Below are 19,626 nucleotides of genomic sequence, written 5' to 3'. Positions count from 1 at the left end.
TATTTAGTTAACAGCATATAGTGAGCAGTTACAGCCCTATGTCATTTGTCCCAATTGTTAAACCTAACTTAATTTATTAGCAATTGGAGGCACCATTTCGTAATTTTAAAGTATGAGGGTATTAATAACAGGAGCCACAGGTCTCATAGGTCAACAAATTGTTAAATCTTGTCATGAACAAGGCATATTGGTTAATTATTTGACTACCAATAAATCTAAAATTAAGACTGATGGAAATTATCAAGGGTTTTATTGGAACTTGGAGAGCCAAGAAATAGACAAAGCATGTTTTAGGAATGTAGATGCCATTATCCATCTAGCTGGAGCTACAGTATCAAAAAAATGGACACCAGAGTATAAAAAAGAAATCATTTCTAGTAGAGTGGAAGGAGTTAAGCTTTTAGTTAACGCTTTAAAAGGAGAATCTCATAACATAAAACAAGTAGTATCTGCAAGTGGTATAAGTGTTTATCCCAGTTCTCTCACTAACTACTATGAAGAAAATTTTAAGGGGTTTGATAAAACATTTCTAGGAGAAGTAGTTAAGCAATGGGAAGCAGCGGTTGAATTATTTACAGATGTTAATATTTCCACTTCAAAAGTAAGAATTGGTTTAGTAATGTCAAACAAAGGAGGGGCATTACCCCAAATGGTTAAACCAATTCGATTTGGTTTGGGAGCAGCTTTTGGAAGTGGGAAACAATGGCAATCATGGATTCATATAGAAGATTTAGCCAATATGTTTTTGTTCATCCTCAAAAATGGTTTAATAGGTAATTACAATGGTGTTGCACCAAACCCTGTTACAAATAAGGAGTTAACACGTACCATTGCTAAAGTCCTGAGAAAGCCATTGGTTTTGCCAAATATTCCAAAGTTTGTAATGAAACTTGTACTTGGTGAAATGCATACAGTTTTATTTGATAGTCAGCGGGTTAGTTCTAAAAAAATAGAAAGTAAAGGTTTTCATTTTAAGTATCATCATTTAAAGCCTGCCTTAGAGGATTTGATTTAATGGGTAGTTTTAATGAGTTCTTGTCTTTAGTTTAAAATTATTAGAACAATAATTTTTTCAATCATTTGTATTCACAGCTCTCAGGCTTATCCTTAATATAATAGGTTTTATAATTTCTTGCTTTTGGGTCCATACAACCGCATAGGTCTAAAAGTTTAATGTTTTTAAAATCTATAGGGCTGCTTTCAGCTTGCAATGCAATATAACCTTCAGTTAAAATGGTTCCTTTTTTGGCTATCCAACTTTGCTTATCTCTAACAATTTTATTTCGGTCCCAATCTTTACCTTTTTCCCATTCAAAAGAAAATCCGCCATTAATTTGAGGTTTGTCGAATTTTAAAACCGATACACCATTAACAAAAAACTCCATGTATTCGCCACCCATTATCGTGGCATCTACATGAACCCACTGATCACCATTAAATGTTTTGGAGTTAGATCGGATACAATGCTCAAAGTTGATGGTGTCATTAAATACTACAGCAGTTCCAGGCGTACAAACATTGGCAGTTTGTCTTATACCATCGTTTAGTCCACCCAATAATTGCAATTCTACAGAAACGGGAAAAGTTTGTCCTATTTCAATACTTGCAGCAGATTGGGAATGCAGCATAACACCGCTGTTTCTTACGTTCCAATGTGCCCCTCCTGGAGTTTGTTTACCTATAAACCTATAATCAAAACTCAACTTATAATATGAAAAGGGGGTTTCGTAATACATGTGTCCAAATTTATCGTCAAAAGTTTCATAATTATTATAGTTCACTCTTATCATACTGTCTTGCACAATAAATGTTTCTTTATAGTTGTCGTTTAACTCATGACCAGAAATTTTAATATCCCATCCCGTAAGATCATTTCCGTTAAATAGGAAAACCCATTCTTCTGAATCTGGATTGGTTTGTTTTTTTGATGGATTACAGGATAATAGAATTGCAAAAATTGTAAAAAGGAATAGAGGTTGTTTCATATTGTGCAATTGAAATTTAAAGCCACTCTATTTACATAAAGTGGCTTTTTAAAAAATTTGTTTTATAATTATTTAGTTGCTTTAACAGATACGGTTATTTCAATATCGTCGTTGATAAATTTGTCTCCTAAGTTATCAAAAAATGATTTTGAGCCATACCGTACATCCCATTTAGAACGGTCAATTGTAAAAGTTTCACTGGATAAGGAAAGAGTGTCATTTTCTTGAGAAACATTTATAGGGAATGTAATATTATTAGTTTTTTCTTTTAGGGTTAAATTCCCAGAAAGCATGGTTTTACCTTCCTTATCTTCTATACCAGTAATTTCAAATGTTGCTGTAGGAAACTTTTCAACATCAAAAAAGTCAGCACTTTTTAAATGGCCTACTAATTTGGCGTTTTTCTCATCATCGGCTGGTATATCTAAATCTACTATAGAATTCATGTCTACGGTAAAATTACCGCCGGCAATATTTTCATCGGTCATTTCAAAAGAGCCATTGGCTAAATTGATAGTCCCGTTATGTTCTCCCGTAGGTTTAAAACCGCGCCATTCAATGGTGGATGCTTCCGTATTAACGGTATAGGTTTCAGAGGAAACTTCAACAACAGTAGGAGTTTCGGCTTCCTTAGTTTCAGCTTCTTTAGCTTTGTCTTTACAGCTAAAAAGAGCTATTGAAAGGCTTACTATTACACAACTAGTTACAATTCGTTTTTTCATAATATATTTTTTTAGTGTTATATCTGTAAAGTTAACCAATTGAAACTATGAATCCAAGATGTTCAAATATATATATTGAATACGTAGGAAATGAAAGGTTTAAGGTAACTGCAGTATTATCTGCTACTAAAAAGGTAATAAGAATAAAAGGATAAAAAAATTAAAAAATAATTGGTGACATTTTGACATTTTTATAATAATGGCAGTACTTTTGCCAACTAATTTCACAAATAGTCTAAATAGAATTTAGAAATGAGCAAAAAAGAAAAAAACACAGATATTGAACAAGAACAAATAGACGCTACTGAAACAGAAACAATTGATGTAGAAAATCAAGCAGAGGAACTAGTAGAGGAGTTGACCAAGGAAGAGAAGCTTGAGGAAGAAGTGAAGCAAGAAAAAGAAAAGTTTTTACGTTTATTTGCTGAGTTTGAAAACTATAAAAAAAGAACCTCAAAAGAGCGTTTAGATTTATTTAAAACCGCTAGCGAAGAGGTAATGGTAGCTTTATTACCAATTATAGATGATTTTGAACGTGCTTTAACGCATATTGAAGAAGATAAAGAAGCAGAGGAGTTACGTAAAGGCGTGGTACTTATCTATCAGAAAATGTTGTCAACTTTAGAGCAAAAAGGATTAGCGTCCATCAAGGTTGAAAAGGGAGATAATTTTAATGCAGATAACCATGAAGCGGTTACACAAATTCCTGCACCAACAGATGACCTTAAGGGTAAAATCATTGATGTCATTGAAAAAGGATATAAATTAGGAGAAAAGGTAATTCGGTTTCCAAAAGTTGTTATTGGGCAATAAAAATAAAATATGGCAAAAAGAGATTATTACGAAGTATTAGGGGTTAGTAAAGGTGCTAGTGCTTCAGAAATAAAGAAAGCATATCGTAAAAAAGCTATAGAATATCATCCAGATAAAAACCCAGATGATAAAGAAGCTGAGGCTAAATTTAAAGAGGCAGCCGAAGCCTACGAGGTATTAAGTGATGCTGATAAAAAAGCTCGTTATGACCAATTTGGACACCAAGCCTTTGAAAATGGAGGTGGTTTTGGTGGTGGTATGAATATGGATGACATATTCAGTCAGTTTGGAGATATTTTTGGGGGCGCCTTTGGAGGCGGATTCTCTGGTTTTGGAGGCGGAGGCGGTCAGCGTAGAGTAAAAGGAAGTAATTTACGTATAAGAGTTAAATTAACTCTTGAGGAAGTTGCCAACGGTGTTGAAAAGAAGATAAAAGTAAAACGAAAAGTTAAAGCTCCAGGAACAACTTACAAAACATGTTCTACATGTAATGGTACTGGGCAAGTAACCCGAATTGCTAATACTATTTTAGGTAGAATGCAAACCTCATCGCCTTGTAATGTGTGTGGTGGTGCTGGTGAAACTATTGATAAAAAACCTGCCGATGCTGATTCTCAAGGGTTAAAAATGGTTGAAGAAACCGTTTCAATAAAAATACCTGCTGGTGTAGTTGATGGTATGCAACTTAAAGTGTCTGGTAAAGGAAATGAAGCTCCCGGTAATGGTATTGCTGGTGATATTTTAGTGGTTATTGAAGAGGAAGTTCATGAGAAATTACAACGTGAAGGAGATAATTTGCATTACGATTTATATGTAAGTTATCCCGATGCGGTTTTAGGAACTTCAAAAGAAATAGATACTGTAACAGGAAAAGTGCGTATTAAGATTGAAGCGGGAGTACAATCTGGAAAAATTTTACGCTTACGCGGAAAAGGTATACCTAGTATCAATGGCTACGGAAGAGGTGATTTATTAGTACATGTTAATGTGTGGACACCCAAAACATTAAGCAAGCAGCAACGAGAGTTTTTTGAAAGTATGAGAGAAGATGAACATTTTGAACCTAAGCCAGAAAGTTCTGATAAATCATTTTTTGAAAAAGTTAAAGATATGTTCTCTTAAACCCAGTGTTTTAGATATGATTTAGGTGTTTCTTTATCAATAAAGAAAGAATTAAAATGCAAGTTATATACTATAAATGTTAAAAATTTAGAAAAAAGAATTATATTTGAACTATCACTAATTTCAATTAGTGGTAATTTTTCTTTTTCATAGCAATTTTTTTCCCATCCTTAATATTATTTTAAGGATGGGTTTTGTTTATATACCAATCGCCTAACATTTTCAAATTATTAAATTGTAACTATTATTGAAGGTCTCATACAAACATTTAATATATTTACAAACCAACAAGATTGTTTAAAAAAGTATGACCAACTTATTAGAAGTAAGTGAAGTTTCAAAACATTTCGGAGAATTTAGGGCCCTAAATAATGTGTCTATCCAAGTACCAAAAGGCAGTATATTTGGTCTCTTAGGTCCTAATGGTGCTGGTAAAACTACCTTGATTCGAGTAATTAATCAAATTACCATGCCAGATTCTGGTGAAGTGCGTTTAGATGGTGATTTACTAAATCCTACACATATCAAAGACATTGGTTATTTACCTGAAGAACGAGGATTGTATAAATCTATGAAGGTAGGTGAGCAAGCCTTGTATTTAGCTCAATTAAAAGGTTTAACAAAAACAGAAGCAAAACAACGCTTAAAATACTGGTTTGACCGCTTAGAAATAGGTGACTGGTGGAATAAGAAAATTCAGGAACTTTCAAAAGGGATGGCACAAAAAATTCAATTTGTGGTGACGGTTTTGCACAACCCTAAGTTGTTGATTTTTGATGAGCCTTTTTCTGGATTTGATCCTATCAATGCCAATTTAATCAAAGATGAGATTTTGCGCTTACGTGAAGACGGTGCCACAGTTATTTTTTCTACACATAGAATGGAATCTGTTGAAGAATTATGCGATGATATTGCTTTAATCAACAAGTCAAATAAAATTTTAGAGGGGAAACTTATTGATATTAAAAGACAATATAAAACCAACACGTTTGAAGTTGGTTTGGAAGCGAATAACAAAATAGCATTAAAAACTAATTTGGCTGAAAAGTTTGTTGTTACTGAGGCCAATTTCAAATCGTTGAATAATGATTTGAAATTAAACATTAGACTTTCTCAAAATGAAACCGCCCAAGACCTTATTTCATTTTTAAATCAACAAGCAAGAATTAATCATTTTGTTGAGGTTATACCAAGTGCAAACGATATTTTTATTCAAACCGTTCAGAATAATTAAACATGAATCATCTCCCACTCATTATAAAACGTGAATATTTAACCAAGGTTAAAAACAAATCATTTATTGTAATGACTATTCTTAGTCCTATAATAATGATTGCACTAATAGCTGTAGTGGCCTATTTATCAAATCTAAATAACGAAAAAATAAGAGTTATTTCAATATTAGATGAATCTGGTTTGGTTAAGAATATTTTTAAGGATTCAGGCAATGTTCATTATGATTTACTAGAAGGGGTTTCGTTGGATTCTGCTAAAGATATTGTAAATGAAACTACTAATTATGGGTTACTACATATAGAAAATATTAAAAATATAGATTCAGTTTCAAACCACATAAAATTTTATTCTAAAGAATCTCCTTCGCTTACATTAATTTCTGATTTAGAAAGAAAACTAGAAAAGGCCTTTACCAATTTAAAAATACAGGAAGCAGGTATTGATATTTCAAAAATTGAGGCTTCAAAAGTTAATATTAATATCGGTCAGGAGAACTTTTCAGGGAAACAGTCTTCAAAAATGGATAGTGTTATCAAGCTTATTTTTGGTTGTGCTGCGGGTTATTTGTTATTTATGTTTATCATAATTTATGGTAATATGATAATGCGCAGTGTTATAGAAGAAAAAACAAGTAGAATTATAGAGGTAATTATTTCTTCGGTTAAGCCGGTGCAACTTATGTTAGGTAAAATATTTGGTACCTCGTTGGCAGGAATCACACAGTTCGTAATTTGGGTAGTTTTTGGTGGACTCTTGATGACAATTGTTTCTCTAGTTCTAGGTATTAGTTTAGTGGATTCTTCTATGCCACAACAAGAACTAATTGAGATGGCATCCGATAAGGGTACAGAGTTTTATTTTGAATCCTTTAAACAAGCATTAAGCAATATGCCCTTAATAAACCTTATAGTAGCATTCGTGTTTTTCTTTGTTGTTGGGTACTTGTTATATAGTTCTCTTTATGCAGCAATTGGAGCTGCCGTTGATAATGAAACAGACACACAACAATTTATGTTGCCTATACTAATGCCATTAATTTTAGCAGTTTATATTGGTATATTTACAGTGATTGAAGATCCACATGGTACAGTGTCTACTGTTTTCTCATACATACCTTTTACATCGCCAGTGGTTATGTTAATGCGCATCCCTTTTGGAGTTCCTATTTGGCAACAAGTATTGTCTTTATTAATTTTGATTGGTACATTTATGCTAACGGTTTGGTTTGCCGCGAAAATATACAGAGTTGGTATTTTAATGTATGGTAAAAAACCTTCTTATAAAGAATTATTAAAGTGGATAAAGTACTAGTATGATTCAAAAATCAAAACATATTGAAGAAGTTATTAGTGAAAGTTCAATAATTGAAAGTTTCATTGATTTTGTAAACGTTGTACTTTATAAAAATGAGTCGGGTACTATTGTTATAACTATTGGGTTTCTACTAATTGTTTTGGCCTCTTTTGTGTTGACCAATGTTTTACTTTCTTTAGTAAGAAGGATAGTGACTAGAAAATTACCTAAAGAAGATAAGGCTAAATTTATTACTGTTTTTTCTTTTTCAAAGTGGTTTATTTATCTAATTGTGTTGCTAATAGCATTCAGCACCATTGGTGTCAATATAAATGCTGTTTTGGCAGCCTCTGCAGGACTTCTTATAGGGGTAGGTTTGGCTCTACAAACCCTTTTTCAAGATATCATATCTGGTGTTTTTATTTTGTTAGATCAAACGGTTCACGTTGGAGATATTATTGAATTAGAAGGGAAAGTAGGAAGAGTAGAAGAGATAAAACTAAGAACAACCAGAGCAACAACGGCTGACAATAAAGTTTTAATCATACCCAATCATTTATACTTAACAAACAGTTTATATAATTGGACACAAAATGGTGTGGCTACCAGAGAGACTGTTGAAGTTGGGGTAGCTTATGGTAGTGATGTGCAATTGGTTAAGCAATTATTACTACAAGCGGCAAAAGCACATAAAGATGTATTGGAGTTTCCAGAGCCAATAGTGTTTTTTACCGATTTTGGTGAAAGTTCCCTAAATTTTAGAATTGCTTTTACGGTTAATGATAGTTTTAACGTTCGTTTCCCTAAAAGTGATATTCGCTTTGAAATAGACCGCCTGTTTAGAGAAAACAACATCACTATACCATTCCCTCAAAGAGATGTTCATATTATTCAAAAATAAATAAAAGCATATGCCCAAAATACTTGTAATTGAAGACGAAGCGGCCATTAGACGTGTACTGGTTAAAATTCTTTCTGAAGAAAGTAATACCTATGAAGTAGAAGAATCTGAAGATGGATTAGCTGGAATTGAAAAAATAAAAAATGATGATTATGATTTAGTGCTTTGCGACATTAAAATGCCTAAAATGGACGGTGTTGAAGTATTAGAAGCCGTAAAGAAAATAAAACCTGAAACACCAATAGTGATGATTTCTGGTCATGGTGATTTGGATACGGCTGTTAATACTATGCGTTTAGGAGCTTACGATTATATATCAAAACCACCAGATTTAAATAGATTACTTAATACCGTTAGAAATGCATTAGACCGTAAAGAATTAGTAGTAGAAAACAAAATTCTAAAGAAAAAGGTTAGCAAAAAATATGAAATGGTTGGGGAGAGTGAGGCTATTTCTCAAATAAAAGATATTATAGAAAAGGTGGCTCCAACAGATGCTCGTGTTTTGATTACGGGACCAAACGGAACTGGAAAAGAGATTGTAGCGCATTGGCTTCATGAAAAAAGTGAACGTTCTAAAGGTAATATGATAGAAGTGAATTGTGCGGCTATACCTAGTGAGTTGATTGAAAGTGAGTTGTTTGGTCATGTTAAAGGTGCCTTTACTAGTGCCAATAAAGACAGAGCTGGAAAATTTGAGGCTGCTAATGGAGGTACTATTTTTCTTGATGAGATTGGAGACATGAGTTTATCTGCTCAAGCTAAGGTGCTCAGGGCTCTACAAGAAAACAGAATTCAACGGGTGGGTAGTGATAAAGATATTAAAGTAGATGTGCGCGTCATTGCAGCTACCAATAAAAACTTGAAAAGGGAAATTGAGGAAGGTAAATTCCGTGAAGATTTATATCATAGACTTGCCGTTATTTTAATAAAGGTTCCAGCTTTAAATGATAGGCGTGAAGATATTCCGTTATTAGTAAATCATTTTGCAGATAAAATTGCTAATGAGCAAGGAACCGCTAAGAAATCGTTTTCTGATAAAGCTATAAGATTACTACAAGATTATGACTGGACAGGTAATATTCGTGAACTACGCAATGTGGTGGAGCGGCTTATTATTCTTGGAGGTTCCGAGGTCAGCGAACAAGATGTAAAACTGTTTGCTTCAAAGTAAATTAAAAGGCTCTGATTTAATCAGAGCCTTTTGTTTTAAATGTCGTTCAATTCAGCTAAATAGGTATTGGTAACAGATTTAATGTGTTCTATGTAGTAATCTTTTATTTCCTCAATACTTTTGGATTTAAGCTCATTTTTATTGGCGTTTTCTGAGTTTAATTTAGAAGAACTCCCGTAAAGTTTTAATAATTCGTTATAAATTTCAATATTTTTTACAATCGCTGCTTCATATTTCTCAATAAGCTTTTCTTTTTCTAGAGTGTTAGTCTTTACTTTTTGTTCCGCCAATTTTTTAGCTAGTGCTTCTTCTTTTTGTTTTAATACAAGCCGCTGTTGCTCTAAACGTTCTTTTTCAAGTTGTAAAGCATTTAAATCATCAGTTTGATTAGTGCTAACATTATTGATAGTAAATTTATTTAGAGCTGCAATGGCTTTCTGAGTAATTTCTTTAGCACGTTTTACAAAAAAGCGTCCATCTTCAAAAGTTGCTTGATTTTCTACTTTTGATAGTAATTCTGCACCGTCATATACCAAATCAAAAGCGGTTTCGCAACCACATTTTTTTAAATTGATTTTCGCCTTTTCAAAAGATTTTAATGACTTATTAGAATAATATTTTAAATGATCTAAATTGTTAGATTCATAGGCGTCTTTCACGTTAGAATAAGCGTAGATAAGATTCGAATCAGCATTGGTACAATAATCTTGTGAAAAAAGAAATGAAAACGTAAAAAAGGTAAACAAAAAGGTGTAAATTCTTTTCATGGTATTTATATTGGTTCATAAGTAGGTGATTCAAAAGTATAAAAAACATAATTAATGGGCTTACCGTTCATCGAAATTATGGTTTTAGTATATTTATTAAAAATATAAATAAATGTAATGAGTGAATATAAAGTAACTTCAACTATTTCATTAAAGGATAGACCAACTAAGGTTGTCATTGATGATGCTAAAAACGAATTAAAGAAGATAAGAAAAAAACTTGGCGAACTTCAAGACACTATGTATGCCCATGGTAAATATGCTGTTTTAGTCTGTTTACAAGGTATGGACACGGCAGGAAAAGATAGCTTAATAAGAGAGGTTTTTAAAGATTTTAATGCCAGAGGGGTTGTGGTGCACAGTTTTAAGGTACCCACAGAATTAGAGTTAAAGCATGATTATATTTGGCGTCATTATATTGCATTACCTGCAAGGGGTAAATTTGGAGTTTTTAATAGAACGCACTACGAAAATGTTCTTGTTACAAGAGTACATCCTGAATATATTTTAGGTGAAAATATACCTTCTGTTAACTCTGTTAAAGACATCAATGATGACTTTTGGAATGCTCGATTTAAGCAAATAAATAATTTTGAAAAGCATATTGCAGATAACGGAACCATCATTTTTAAGTTCTTTTTAAATCTATCAAAAGAGGAACAAAAGTACCGATTGTTAAGACGGTTAAAAATGGAAGAAAAGAACTGGAAATTTTCACCCGGAGATTTAAAAGAACGTAAGCTATGGGATGCATACCAAATATGCTACGAGGAGGCTATTAACAAAACCTCTAAAGAGCATGCACCTTGGTATACCATTCCTGCCGATGATAAACCATCTGCAAGATACATAGTTGCAAAAATTATTTATGAAACGCTAAAAACCTATACTGATATCAAGGAACCAGAATTAGATGATGATATTAAAGCAAATATTGAATTATATAAACAACAATTAAATAATGAATAAACAGATTTTTATTTTCTTTATATTGTTATCAACTCTAAGTATGGCCCAAGTGGAATCTGAAAAACTACCTTTTTACGAAATAGAAGACTATCCAGAAACCTATGACTCAAATTTCATTGTTGCTAGAATGATTGATGGTTTGGGGTTCCGGTATTATTGGGCTACCGAAGGGTTGAGAGATGTAGATCTGGAATACAAACCAAGTGAATCGGGTCGTAATACTGGAGAAACCATTGATCATCTTTACGGTTTGTCACGTTTTATAAGGAATAGTATTTTAGAACACAATAAAGATGAAACCAAATCTGAACTCAGTTATAATGAAAAAAGGAAACAAACTTTAATGAATTTAAAGATGGTGTCTGATGTATTTAAAAGCTCAAAAGAAATATTCAAATTTGAAGAAACCTCAGTACCTTTTTGGAACATCATTAACGGACCAATTTCTGATGCATTATGGCACTGTGGACAGATAGTTATGTTAAGACGTGCTTCAGGTAATCCGTTTAATTCTAAAGTCTCTGTTTTTCAAGGAAAACTAAAAAATTAAACTATTCACCTACTTTATACTTGTTGTTAGGATCTAACGGCTCCTTTAATAAAATTTTACATATTTGGTAGTGTCCGTTTCTATACCCTGTAATTAATAAATTAATATCATTAGGCGACCAACTGGGTAAAATATCTTCTGTATCGTTAAAAGTGATTCTTGTTTTATATCTACCGTCATTCCGCATGGTATAAATTTCAGGCTGTTTCATATCATCTCCAACCTGAGCTGAATATACAATTTGTTTACCTCTTACATTGGACCAATTGGGGTATTCACTATGATCTTTGAAATATGTGTAGCGGTCTCTATCCTCAGTAATAATATTGTACGAATAAATAATGTTACTTTCACCCTGAGTGTTTCTATTTGAAAAATAAAGCACATTATCACCTCTTGGAGAAAAATGAGGATATAGATTAATATGCTTATTCGAAACAATTTTACGCAGCCTTTTTCCTTTCAAAGAACAGATATATAAATCCGTAACTTCTTCGTTTTTTTTATGACAAAAAACAATTTCGACACCGTTAGGAGCAAACCTAGCAAACGTTTTATCACCGTTCAAAGGAACCTTTATTTTATTTACAGAATTAGTTTCAAAAGAGTAGGTGAATAGTTCGGTCCCCCCATCTTTGTCAGAATCAAATATTACCATATCTCTATACGGGTGCCATGAGGGTCTTCTATCATTAGAGGCACTTCTGAATAATTTTCTTTGGTGCTCACCATTTATATCCATTGTGTAAATTTGCCACTTACCATCTCGATTGGATTCAAATAAAATTTTGGTGCCGTTTTTATTGTAACTAGCATATCTGTTATCTGAACTAGTGTGTGTAAGTTGTACTTCCTTGAATCCTTCTTCTTGTGCTTTAATAGCTAATAAACTGAACAAACCAAGTGCGCTAGCCATCACCATTTTAATCATGCTTGTGGTAGTTAAGGATAACATTTGAAAATAATTTTTTCTTAAATATAGAGATAATTTAATTTTTGCTCATGCCGGTTGATTTATTTCAAAAATTATTTTTTTTGAAATACTCTGTTTAACAAATAAATTAAACTTAAAACTACAATGAAGATGGTTGTTCCAATCATTTCTTTTTTTGAAATATTAGATAAAAAGAAAAATATTATAAGTATGGCAACTATGGGGATTAATAAGCCTCCGGGAGTTTTAAAGGAGCTATTATTATCTCTAGAGCGATATCGTAATTTAATAACAGAAAGCGCAACCCCTAAATATATAAATAACATTGAGCTACTGGCTATCACTGCAAGTTGCTCAAAACTTCCAGAAATAGCAAAAATAAAACCAATAGATGCATAAATTATTGTGGCCACATAAGGCGTAGCAAAGGATTTGTGAATTTTAGATAATCCTTTAATTGGTATTACTCTATCTCTTGAAAGTGCATAGACAACCCTTGGACTATTTAAAATGGATCCACTCATATAGCCGAACATGGAAATAATGCCCCCAATAATTAATAAGCTGTACCCTAGTTTTCCGAATATTATTTCAGCTGTATCAGCAAGTGGTGTTGCCTTATAATTAGGGAGTTCACTTCCAAGTATACCTTGTGATATTGTTTGAACTAAAATGTATATGATAACAACGGCAGCAATACTAGTAAAAATTGCTCGGGGTATGGTGCGTTTAGGGTTAATTACTTCTCCACCAATGATTAATCCTGTTTCACACCCTTGGAAGGCAAAAAATAAAATAAGAGAAGTTTTTCCCAAGGTTGAAATACTGGGGATGGTTTCAATTACCAAATTACTTTGAGATACATCTTTAAATCCAACTAGAATTAAAAGTATTAAAGGAATTAGTTTGGCAATGGTGTTAAATTTAACTAAGCCTATGCCTTGTTTTAAACCTATTACATTAATGTATGCCAAGCCAAAAAAAAGGATAAAAAGAAACAAGATTTTTACAGGCGTTTCACTGAAATATGGTAAATTAGATGCAAGTACATCTACCAAAGCATTTGAAACAGCTGCATCAGCGAATAAAAATGTACCAATAACAAAAAAGCCAGATATAAAACCAGCATAATCACCAAAAGCGGCCTCTATGTATGTATAAGGTCCTCCTGTGTTGGTCACTTTTGTTCCAACTTCGGCAAAGCATAACATAATCATTGCCATTAAAAAGCCACAGAATACATAAGCAATAATACTTGCGGGTCCCATATGAGAAGCTACAATAGCAGGTAAAACAAAAATACCTGACCCAACAATGATGTTAATAATATTAGCCGAAAGACCTAAAACACCAATTCGTCTTTTTAGCCCTTTATCCTTTATAATCATAATTTACAAGTAGCTTAACCACCATTTATTTCTATTTTTTGCTTTATAAATCATATACTTTTTACAAGGAAAATAAAGCAATATAATAACACCCACCCAAATTAAATAAACAGCGTATAAGGAATAGCCATAGTTTAATAATTTACCATTGGAAAACATGTCTTTAGATAAGATCATAATTTGCCAATCACCACCAAAAATCAAAACACCAATAATAGCTAATATATGAATTACAAAAATGTGTAAGAAATAATAAAATAATGGTACACGTCCAAAAACCAAAAAGAAATCGGTTATATTATTTTTGACGGATTCGATAGCATAGAGAAAAAGTAAAGAGGGACCTATGGTTATAAGCGTATAAGCTAACGAGGGTGGGTATTTTGTAACCTTGAAAAATGATAAAATTGTTTTTGTTAGAGTATCTTGATGTTGCCACGGTGCTGGATCTCCATAAAAATTAATACCTCTTAAAATAAAGAACATTGTTGTTGCACCAATACCCAAAAATAATAACCATTTTTTTCTAGAATTAGCATTAGAATTCTTAACATATAATTGACCTATACAGTAACCTAATATCATTATACCGATCCAGGGGAGTACAGGGTAAAATATTCCCAAATCTCTATTTTCATTCAAAGATATTACGTTTGGCTGATGTAAGATATACCAAAAAATTGATGTAGGTTCAGTGCCTTTCATAATAATGCCATCCAATAAATTATGACCCAATGTAATTAGTAAACCAACAAACAAGAGCCATCTTTTTGTTAGAAATATCAAGAAGGATAGTACAACCATAGATATACCAATGGCCCATATAACTTGTAAGATGAGTCTGCTATAAGTAATGTCAAATTTCCAAAGAAGGTTGTTTAAAATAATTTCAAGAATAACAAGCCAGATACCACGTGTTATTAAGAATTTAAATAACTGAGGCTTTGCTTTGTTGCTTCCATATAAAAAAGCAGCAGTTCCAGCTAGGAATACAAAAACGGGGGCACAGTAGTGTGTTATAAATCTTGTGAAAAACAAAATTGGGGTAGTGGTTTCTAAATTGGTAGGGTCATTTAAAAAAGAACCATGGTAAAAAAAATCTCTAACATGGTCTAGTGCCATGAGAATCATTACCAAGCCTCTTAAAACATCAATAGATTGAATTCTGGTAGATTTGACTTTAATCATCTAGTTTTAAGTAAGAATATCAACAAAATTATATCGTGTGTTAATGAGTATTTTACTAACTGTTAATTACATAAAAAACTCCCAAAATAATCATCAAAAAAAGGCCAACTGCTAAAAACCTTATGGAATTGTTAATACTTTTAAATTTGCTTGCAGCAATCCTAGAGTTAACATAAACCTGTTGTCCTAGTTGGTCAAATAATTGATCTTCATCTTTACTAATAGCGTAGAACGTTTTTGAAAATTCTTTTATGTCTCCATATTTTTGGATGACATCACCAAAAAAGAAAATATTCTTATCATATTTACCTTCAATTTTTGGCATAAAACACCGGATACTATAGAAAATAGAAACAACAGTACAGGCAAACCATAAACCCGCTAAGATGTAGAAACCAATTTTGTTTTGTCCTGATTCTAAAACTGTATCAGCACTTTTAAAAACAAAATTTAATACAATGCCATAAAATGATAAAATAAGCCCCGCTTTAATTTCAGAGGCTCTGATAAGGTTGAAAATATAGTTTATGCTGCCCCAATAATGATCTACAAGATCATCAAGGTGTTTATTTTTTTCTACTATTGGCACTTGTTTTATGTTATCTTCTTCTTCCATGTGACTTATTGATTTTGGAGGTTATTCTATAACGGCATAAATATTTAAAGGATTGGCTTTATTTTTAACTGAAATACTTCCTAGACTTTCACAAACAAAGGATTCCTTAATTTGTTGGTAGCAATCTTCGGAAATAACTATCTGGTTTTGCTTAGCGGCATCTTGTAGTCTGGCTGCGGTGTTTACGGTGTCTCCAATTACCGTATAATCCAATCGCTTTAAACTGGAGGAGCCAATATTCCCCGAAATCATTTCTCCACTTTTTATACCAATGGAAACTTTGGGTTTAAAGGCTATAACATCTTCTAAAGCAGGTAAATCATTGATGCTATTCCTAACAGCTAAAGCTGCATCAATAGCACGGTCTAAATGATAATCGCCTCTAAAAACGGCCATAACCGCATCTCCAATAAATTTATCAATGAAGCCTTCTTGATCTGTTATTTCCTTAACCATAACTTCAAAATAGGCATTTATCAATTCAACCACCTTATCTGGTGAAGTGGATTCGCTAATGGTCGTAAATCCGCAAATATCAATAAATAAAACGGTACCCTCAATAGTTTCACTGGCCATAATAGTAGTCTCATACTCTTTGCTCCCCATGAAATTCAAGACAGTCTCATCTACATACATTTTTAAAATATTATTTTCTTTAATGGCTAAAAGCGTTTCTTTTAATTGGTTGGCTTGTTTTATGGTCTTCTCAACTGTGATATTCAAATCTTCAAAGTTGATGGGCTTGGTGATAAAATCGAAAGCGCCCCGGTTCATGGCAGTTCTAATATTTTCCATGTCGCCGTAAGCCGAAACGATAACAGACTTGATTAAAGGACGTGATTCACCTAGCTTGGTCAGTAGGGTAAGGCCATCCATTTCGGGCATGTTGATATCGCTTAAAACAATGTCAACATCGGGTTGGTCTTTTAGTTTATCCAGAGCATCAATGCCGTTTATAGCAAAAAGAAACTCATACTTGTTGCCACGTATTTCTTTTCGGAATTTCTGTTTAATCAGAATTTCCAAATCCGTTTCATCATCTACAACTAATATTTTTGTCATTAGCTCAATTTTAGAAGTTCGTCTTTCAGGGATTTAAAATCCAGAGGTTTGGTGAGGAACGCATCGGCTCCCAATATTTTGGCATTTCTTCGATTCTCTTCGTCACCATAAGCTGTTATCATCATCACCACTGGAGGCGGGGTGTCGTAATGTCTTTTAATATAATCCAGAAGCTCCAGCCCGCTCATACCGGGCATATTAATATCAGATAGTATCAATACCGCTTCCTGCTCTATGTCTTGCAAAGTTTCTATGGCTTCCTCAGCGGAAAATGCAAACATAAAATTCAGGTCACCGTTTTTAATTTCTTTTCTAAACCGTTGCTGAAATAAGATTTGGACATCTTTTTCATCATCTACTACTAAAATTTTCATACATGGTTAGTTGTTTAGTTAAATTTACACATTTATTCAATAGGTAGAACCAAAGTAAAGGTGCTTCCTTTACCTTCTGTAGTGTCTACTTTTAGATCGCCACCGTGTGTTTTTGCTATATCGTAGCTCAAACTTAGCCCCAGACCTGTACCTTCACCCGTTGATTTGGTGGTAAAAAAGGGCTGAAATATTTTACTCACTACATCTTTTGGGATACCACTACCATTATCGGTAATTTGTAATTCTACGTATTCCTTTCCTTTTTTGGTTTTTAGGATTACGGTTGGTGTATAGTTATCAGGACTGGATGTTTTCTTTTTGTGTACCGTATAAAATGCATTGGTTAAGAGGTTGAGAATAACCCGCCCAATATCTTGGGCAAAGATCTTCACCTCGCCAATACTTTCGTCATAATCTGCTTCCATGGTGGCATTAAAACTCTTGTCTTTAGCACGTAAACCATGGTAAGCCAAACGGAAGTATTCATCCGCCAGTTTGTTAATATCAGTTGGTTCTTTAGTTTCGCTACTACTTCGACTATGTTGTAACATCCCTTTAACAATGGCATCGGCACGTTTGCCATGATGATTGATTTTCTCAAGATTCATCCGCAAATCAGAAGCAATGGCCTTAACCTCATCATAATGTTCCTTTTGAATTTCTTCGTGCATTTCATCAATAAGTTCATTGCTGACTTCTGAAAAGTTATTGACAAAGTTTAGCGGGTTCTGTATTTCGTGGGCTATGCCCGCGGTCAATTCCCCAAGCGATGCCATTTTTTCGGATTGAATAAGTTGGGTTTGGGTAGCTTCAAGTTTTTTTAGTGTATCCTGAATTTCCTCTTTTTGCGCTTGCAACAGTTTATTGGCTTTTTGTTTGCTCTTATTATTGCGATACAATATTAAGGCAAGGAATAAAGCCGAAAGTAATCCACCTGCAATACTAAAAAGCCATAATCGCTGGATACGGTTTCTCTGTATAGATTGCTCTCTTTCCTTTTCAATGGCATCAATTCTATTTTGACTTTTTTCTATTATGGAGAGTACTTTGGCATCGGCCAGTCTGTTTGCCGCATCCAGTTTGTCATTGGCATCCCGAAAATCATGATGTATTTTCATATAACGATAGGCATTACCTTGATCCCCCATTTTATTGTAGATTTCAGCAATCAACAGGGTGATTTCATGCTTTACCCTAATCCTGTGTCGATTATTCTCGTTTTCAATTTTAAAACTTAAAAGTGCATTTTTCAATGCTTCAGGATAATTTTCGAGGTTGTAATAACATCGGGCCAAAAACATATATGCGAATGGCATTGATTGAAACCTGTTATGTTCCAGATAGGTATCAAGTGCACTTTGAATGATTGGAATAGCCTCAGCATATTGTTCCTGATCCATAAGAATTTGCCCTTCCAGAGAATTTTGTCTGGCCTTTAGGTATATGAGTCTTTGCTCATCCGTTGTTTCCATGGCCAGTTTCATATACTCCCTGGCTTTGGAGTAATTTTTTATATAGAAATAGGGAAAAACAGCGCTGTTATAGTCATTAATTAGCGCCTCTTTGTCATTTTTATGTTCCCGTATAGCTATGCTTTTTTCGTGCATTTCAACTGATTTATCGAACATTTCCAGATGTGCATAGGCAAATGCAATTCTGTTGTACGAATGTGCCAACATCATGGTATCATTACTTTGCTCAAATTTTTCTATGGCTTGTGAGTGATATTCAATGGCTAGAGCATGTCTCCCACTCAAACGATATCCGAATGCCATCGTACTGGTAATTAAACCTATGGTGTTGGCGTCTTTATTCTTGGCAATAAACTCAACTAAATCTGCTTCAATACGGCTGACTTCTTCTTGTCTGCCCAAGTCATTTAAATGATTCATTTTACGCGACATAAACAAAAAAACAAGGTACGGTTGATTGAGTTCCTCTGCGAGTTCTATCCCTTTTTGGCTTGTTTGTAATGCTTCCTCAAAGTTATTTTGCCTTACATAAAAATACATAATCCAAGATAGAATAGTGGCCTGTATTTCTTTGGCGTCTAGCGTTTCAAAGTAGGTATATGCTTCAGAGAATTGATTTAACCAGTTTTCTAAGGCGCCTTCAAAATTATATGGCGCATTGGGTAGCTCTAAATAGTACTTCTCCAGATTTTTTTCTGGTTGTAATGATAACCACTCTGCCTGTTTCTGGTAATAGTCGGCCATCGCACCATAGCCGACAAACATGGATAATGTTTCGTAATACATAACCATGCCTCCTTCAAAGTCAATATCTTTGGAAAGTTCATGCGCTTTATGGGTCGCTTTCAAACCGTCCATAAAATTCATTTCATAGAAGGATGCCCTTGCATATTCATTAAGCAGTCGTACTTTTTCCTCGTCTGCTTTATTATGGCTATTGAGCAGTTGTTTTATGCTATCTATTTTGGTTTGGACAATAGTTACCGTTTCTGGCGTTTGCGCAAAAGAAAATATGCTAAAACATAGTGCGATATGGATGAAGGTTAGGTACTGTTTCATA

At 33.4% G+C, this 19,626-nt stretch carries 19 protein-coding genes; 9 read left to right on the top strand and 10 right to left on the bottom strand.

Going from position 1 to position 19,626, the window contains the following annotated elements:
* The first annotated feature begins 112 nt into the window (after positions 1 to 112).
* Entirely contained in the window at positions 113 to 1,015 is a 903-nt protein-coding gene (locus DFQ02_RS13960; RefSeq protein ID WP_116525065.1) for a TIGR01777 family oxidoreductase, read from the top strand.
* A 61-nt stretch (positions 1,016 to 1,076) separates the two neighbouring features.
* Here DFQ02_RS13960 and DFQ02_RS13955 read toward each other — a convergent pair whose 3' ends face one another.
* Positions 1,077 to 1,985 carry a 3-keto-disaccharide hydrolase gene (locus DFQ02_RS13955; RefSeq protein ID WP_116525064.1) on the bottom strand — a complete coding sequence of 303 codons (909 nt, stop codon included), beginning with the start codon at positions 1,983 to 1,985 and terminating at the stop codon, positions 1,077 to 1,079.
* A gap of 68 nt (positions 1,986 to 2,053) precedes the next feature.
* Positions 2,054 to 2,707 (bottom strand): YceI family protein, encoded by a 654-nt coding sequence (locus DFQ02_RS13950; protein WP_116525063.1) that lies wholly within the window; start codon positions 2,705 to 2,707, stop codon positions 2,054 to 2,056.
* A gap of 252 nt (positions 2,708 to 2,959) precedes the next feature.
* Between DFQ02_RS13950 and DFQ02_RS13945 the strand changes: the two genes are divergently transcribed.
* The 6 genes from DFQ02_RS13945 to DFQ02_RS13920 all read left to right on the top strand — a co-directional run bounded on the left by DFQ02_RS13945 (position 2,960) and on the right by DFQ02_RS13920 (position 9,246).
* Positions 2,960 to 3,520 (top strand): nucleotide exchange factor GrpE, encoded by a 561-nt coding sequence (locus DFQ02_RS13945; protein WP_116525062.1) that lies wholly within the window; start codon positions 2,960 to 2,962, stop codon positions 3,518 to 3,520.
* Positions 3,521 to 3,529: 9 nt separating this feature from the next.
* The gene (gene dnaJ, locus DFQ02_RS13940) at positions 3,530 to 4,642 is read left to right on the top strand and encodes a molecular chaperone DnaJ (protein ID WP_116525061.1); all 1,113 of its coding nucleotides are present in this window, start codon (positions 3,530 to 3,532) and stop codon (positions 4,640 to 4,642) included.
* 307 nt (positions 4,643 to 4,949) lie between these two features.
* Positions 4,950 to 5,876: an ABC transporter ATP-binding protein gene (locus DFQ02_RS13935; protein ID WP_116525060.1), complete on the top strand. Its 927-nt coding sequence runs from the start codon at positions 4,950 to 4,952 to the stop codon at positions 5,874 to 5,876.
* A gap of 2 nt (positions 5,877 to 5,878) precedes the next feature.
* Positions 5,879 to 7,189 (top strand): ABC transporter permease, encoded by a 1,311-nt coding sequence (locus DFQ02_RS13930; protein WP_116525059.1) that lies wholly within the window; start codon positions 5,879 to 5,881, stop codon positions 7,187 to 7,189.
* Position 7,190: 1 nt separating this feature from the next.
* Entirely contained in the window at positions 7,191 to 8,072 is an 882-nt protein-coding gene (locus DFQ02_RS13925; RefSeq protein WP_116525058.1) for a mechanosensitive ion channel family protein, read from the top strand.
* A gap of 10 nt (positions 8,073 to 8,082) precedes the next feature.
* Complete coding sequence (locus DFQ02_RS13920; protein WP_116525057.1) at positions 8,083 to 9,246, top strand: sigma-54-dependent transcriptional regulator; 1,164 nt, start codon at positions 8,083 to 8,085, stop codon at positions 9,244 to 9,246.
* 35 nt (positions 9,247 to 9,281) lie between these two features.
* Here the strand turns inward: DFQ02_RS13920 and DFQ02_RS13915 are convergent, their stop codons facing one another.
* The gene (locus DFQ02_RS13915) at positions 9,282 to 10,013 is read right to left on the bottom strand and encodes a hypothetical protein (RefSeq protein ID WP_116525056.1); all 732 of its coding nucleotides are present in this window, start codon (positions 10,011 to 10,013) and stop codon (positions 9,282 to 9,284) included.
* Positions 10,014 to 10,130: 117 nt separating this feature from the next.
* On the opposite strand from DFQ02_RS13915, the gene DFQ02_RS13910 reads away from it, so the two are divergent.
* Together DFQ02_RS13910 and DFQ02_RS13905 are read left to right on the top strand one after the other, a co-directional pair.
* Positions 10,131 to 10,982 carry a PPK2 family polyphosphate kinase gene (locus tag DFQ02_RS13910; RefSeq protein WP_116525055.1) on the top strand — a complete coding sequence of 284 codons (852 nt, stop codon included), beginning with the start codon at positions 10,131 to 10,133 and terminating at the stop codon, positions 10,980 to 10,982.
* On the top strand, positions 10,975 to 11,532 hold the full coding sequence (locus DFQ02_RS13905) for a hypothetical protein (protein WP_116525054.1): 558 nt from the start codon (positions 10,975 to 10,977) through the stop codon (positions 11,530 to 11,532). The genes DFQ02_RS13910 and DFQ02_RS13905 overlap by 8 nt, the downstream gene beginning before the upstream one ends.
* 1 nt (position 11,533) lies before the next feature.
* Here the strand turns inward: DFQ02_RS13905 and DFQ02_RS13900 are convergent, their stop codons facing one another.
* The 7 genes from DFQ02_RS13900 to DFQ02_RS13870 all read right to left on the bottom strand — a co-directional run bounded on the left by DFQ02_RS13900 (position 11,534) and on the right by DFQ02_RS13870 (position 19,625).
* Entirely contained in the window at positions 11,534 to 12,487 is a 954-nt protein-coding gene (locus DFQ02_RS13900) for a PD40 domain-containing protein (protein WP_116525053.1), read from the bottom strand.
* Between the two features lie 71 nt (positions 12,488 to 12,558).
* The gene (locus DFQ02_RS13895) at positions 12,559 to 13,854 is read right to left on the bottom strand and encodes an APC family permease (RefSeq protein WP_116525052.1); all 1,296 of its coding nucleotides are present in this window, start codon (positions 13,852 to 13,854) and stop codon (positions 12,559 to 12,561) included.
* A 3-nt stretch (positions 13,855 to 13,857) separates the two neighbouring features.
* The gene (locus DFQ02_RS13890) at positions 13,858 to 15,042 is read right to left on the bottom strand and encodes a DUF1624 domain-containing protein (RefSeq protein ID WP_116525051.1); all 1,185 of its coding nucleotides are present in this window, start codon (positions 15,040 to 15,042) and stop codon (positions 13,858 to 13,860) included.
* Positions 15,043 to 15,097: 55 nt separating this feature from the next.
* Entirely contained in the window at positions 15,098 to 15,658 is a 561-nt protein-coding gene (locus tag DFQ02_RS13885; protein WP_116525050.1) for a Pycsar system effector family protein, read from the bottom strand.
* A gap of 21 nt (positions 15,659 to 15,679) precedes the next feature.
* Positions 15,680 to 16,720 (bottom strand): adenylate/guanylate cyclase domain-containing protein, encoded by a 1,041-nt coding sequence (locus DFQ02_RS13880; RefSeq protein ID WP_116525049.1) that lies wholly within the window; start codon positions 16,718 to 16,720, stop codon positions 15,680 to 15,682.
* Positions 16,720 to 17,094 (bottom strand): response regulator, encoded by a 375-nt coding sequence (locus DFQ02_RS13875; RefSeq protein WP_116525048.1) that lies wholly within the window; start codon positions 17,092 to 17,094, stop codon positions 16,720 to 16,722. Before DFQ02_RS13875 ends, DFQ02_RS13880 begins: the two co-directional genes overlap by 1 nt.
* A 32-nt stretch (positions 17,095 to 17,126) precedes the next feature.
* On the bottom strand, positions 17,127 to 19,625 hold the full coding sequence (locus DFQ02_RS13870; protein ID WP_116525047.1) for an ATP-binding protein: 2,499 nt from the start codon (positions 19,623 to 19,625) through the stop codon (positions 17,127 to 17,129).
* Position 19,626 lies beyond the last annotated feature (1 nt).

Origin of the sequence: Seonamhaeicola aphaedonensis (assembly GCF_003386195.1) — a bacterium.
In the GTDB taxonomy this organism is placed as follows: domain Bacteria; phylum Bacteroidota; class Bacteroidia; order Flavobacteriales; family Flavobacteriaceae; genus Seonamhaeicola; species Seonamhaeicola aphaedonensis.
The sequence above is the reverse complement of the archived record's forward strand: the minus strand, read 5'-3'. Positions and strand labels throughout refer to the sequence as shown.